The organism is Anaerolineae bacterium (assembly GCA_014360855.1).
Taxonomy (GTDB): domain Bacteria; phylum Chloroflexota; class Anaerolineae; order JACIWP01; family JACIWP01; genus JACIWP01.
Map to the genome: position 1 here is coordinate 1 of JACIWP010000084.1, position 2,371 is coordinate 2,371.

2 protein-coding genes and 1 pseudogene (1 of these 3 cut by a window edge) are annotated in these 2,371 nt (G+C 64.7%); 1 reads left to right on the top strand and 2 read right to left on the bottom strand.

The annotated features are described in order from the left end of the window. A partial coding sequence (locus tag H5T60_06270) for a pyridoxal-5-phosphate-dependent protein subunit beta (GenBank protein ID MBC7242033.1) occupies positions 1-766 on the top strand: 766 nt, incomplete at its 5' end. A gap of 71 nt (positions 767-837) precedes the next feature. Here H5T60_06270 and H5T60_06275 read toward each other — a convergent pair. Together H5T60_06275 and larA are read right to left on the bottom strand one after the other, a co-directional pair. Then, positions 838-1,341 (bottom strand): metallophosphoesterase, encoded by a 504-nt coding sequence (locus H5T60_06275; protein ID MBC7242034.1) that lies wholly within the window; start codon positions 1,339-1,341, stop codon positions 838-840. Then, a pseudogene (gene larA, locus H5T60_06280) lies at positions 1,338-2,371 on the bottom strand (nickel-dependent lactate racemase); it runs 388 nt beyond the window's last position. Before larA ends, H5T60_06275 begins: the two are co-directional and overlap by 4 nt.

The following is a 2,371-nucleotide window of genomic DNA, read 5'->3' on the forward strand; positions in this document are numbered from 1 at the left end:
ACCGCACGATGAATATCGCGGCGTGGTGCTGACCACCGGTTCCGCCGGCACCATCGGTTGCGGCGACTACCTGAAAGAAGTCTTCCCCACCAGCAAGGTGGCCGCCAGCGAGGCGCTCCAGTGCCCCACCCTCCTGCTGAACGGCTTCGGCGGGCACCGCATCGAGGGCATCGGCGACAAGCATGTGCCCTGGATCCACAACCTGAAGAACACCGACCTGGTGATGGCCATTGACGATGAGGCCTGCATGAGCCTGGTGCGCCTGTTCAACGAGCCGGCCGGCCGCGCTTACCTGGTCAAGCAGGGCGTGCCCGAGTCCCTGGTGAATCAGCTCGACCTGCTGGGCATCTCCGGCATTGCCAACCTGCTCTCCTCCATCAAGTTCGCCAAGTGGTACGAGCTGGGCGAGAACGACATCGTCCTGACCGTGCTCACCGACTCCATGGAGCTGTACCAGAGCCGCGTGCGGGAACTGCGCGAGGCGCGCGGCGAGTACACCGAGCGCCAAGCGGCGGCCGATTACGCCCGCTACCTGCTGGGCATGGGCGTGGAGTACATGGAGGAGCTGGGCTACTGGGACCGCCGGCGCATCCACAACCTCAAATACTATACCTGGGTGGAGCAGCAGGGCAAGACCTACGAGGAGATCCAGGCCCAGTGGTATGACCGCGACTACTGGTCCAACATCCACAAGCAGGTGTCCGTCATTGACGAGCTGATCCAGGAGTTCAACGCACAGACCGGCCTGCTGAAAGAGCTTTCCTGATGCGGGATGCATGAAGCGATACAGCCCCCGCCGGCACGCCGGCGGGGGCTGTAGCTTTTCATTGGGCCGGCTCATCCCCTGGCCGGCCAGGGAACCTCGTGCAGGCTGGCCTCGCCGGCCTCCGTATCATACATGGCATACGTCGAATGTCCGAAGCGCCCCATCACCTCCCCAGGGTTTACCAGCAGGGTGCGCCCGATGCGCCGTATCTCCGCCTGATGATTGTGCCCATAGCAGACCAGGTCGTACAGCCCGCCGGCGGCCACCGCCTCCGCGATGGGTGGGTAATGGTTCACGAAAATGCGCCGGCCGCCCAGCGTCAGCTCGGCGAAGGCGCCGTGCAGGGTCACGTTGCCTGCCTTGCCGGCCACCTGGCTCAGCAGGAGAGGGTCGCCGTCGTTGTTGCCGGCCACGCAGTGGACGTGCCCGCGGAAGCGCTCCGCCATCATGGCCAGGGTGAAGGGCGCGCAGAAATCCCCGCAGAAGATCAGGGCATCGGCGCCGGCGATCTCGTCCAGCACCTTCTCCAGCACCCAGATATTATCGTGAGTGTCCGAGAGGATCGCGATTCTCATGGCTCCACCCCCTTCGCGGCATGGGAAATCTCGGATGAGGGCAGATACGGCACCACCAACGGTCCCTGCGGCAGTACGCAGATGCTGGGAGACTCCAGTTCCCGCACCAGCTCTCGCACCAGCGCCCCGATATCATGGCAGGGCGTCAGGTGGATCTGGCGCACCTCTTCGTCCGAAAGATACGAGCACTTCAGATACACGTGCGCCATTACCTGCACGCGGGCCTGAATGGCCACTTCCCATTGGTCGCGCACCAGGAAATCCGGCCGGCTCATCATCTCCAGCAGATGAGCGGGATCGCGGCCGGCATGCAGGAGGCGCTTGTACTCGCCGTGGTCCGGCACGCCGTCCCAGCACTCGGCGGCGACGATGATATGCCCGCCCGGCTTGACCACCTCGGCGGCCACCGACATCCCCTTTACCGCCTGGTACACGTTCATATCCAGGGGATAGCCGGCGTTGCTGGTGATGACGATATCGAAGCGCTGGCGCACGGGAACCATGGCATGTTCGCGCGCAAAGGCCACGCCGCGGGCATGGGCCGGCCGCAGGGCGCCGGCAAAGACACCGGTGATCTCCCGGCGGGCGTTCAGCGTCACGTTCAGCAGGAAGTCGGGGTTGGCCAGCACCGCCATCTCCAGCATCTCTTCCCAGATGGGGTTGCCGCGGGTCACCCCCCAGGTGGCCAGGGGTTGGCTCAGCATGGGCGCGCTGTGGTTGAGCAGGATGGTGCGCTCGCCGGCGATGCCCGGCAGTACCGCTTTCGGCCCTCCGCTGAAGCCGGCGAACATGTGCGGCTCGATGAAGCCGGTCAATATCCGCACATCCGCCTCGGCGAACGTCCGGTTGACCCACAGCGGATGTCCGAAGGAGCTTTCCCCCAGATACTTCAGCTCATCTTCGGCGAAGGGGTCATGCTGGACGATGGGATAGCGGGAGATGACCTCCTTGCCCAGCATGCGCTCCAGCTCCTCCGGGGGCAGGTAGGCCCTTTTCTGCTCCTCGTTTCCCCCCAGCAGGATGGGCAGGA

Bases quoted from the DNA above. Each gene is read 5' to 3' on its own strand.
- H5T60_06275 (MBC7242034.1), bottom strand. From the start codon at position 1,341: ATGAGAATCGCGATCCTCTCGGACACTCACGATAATATCTGGGTGCTG.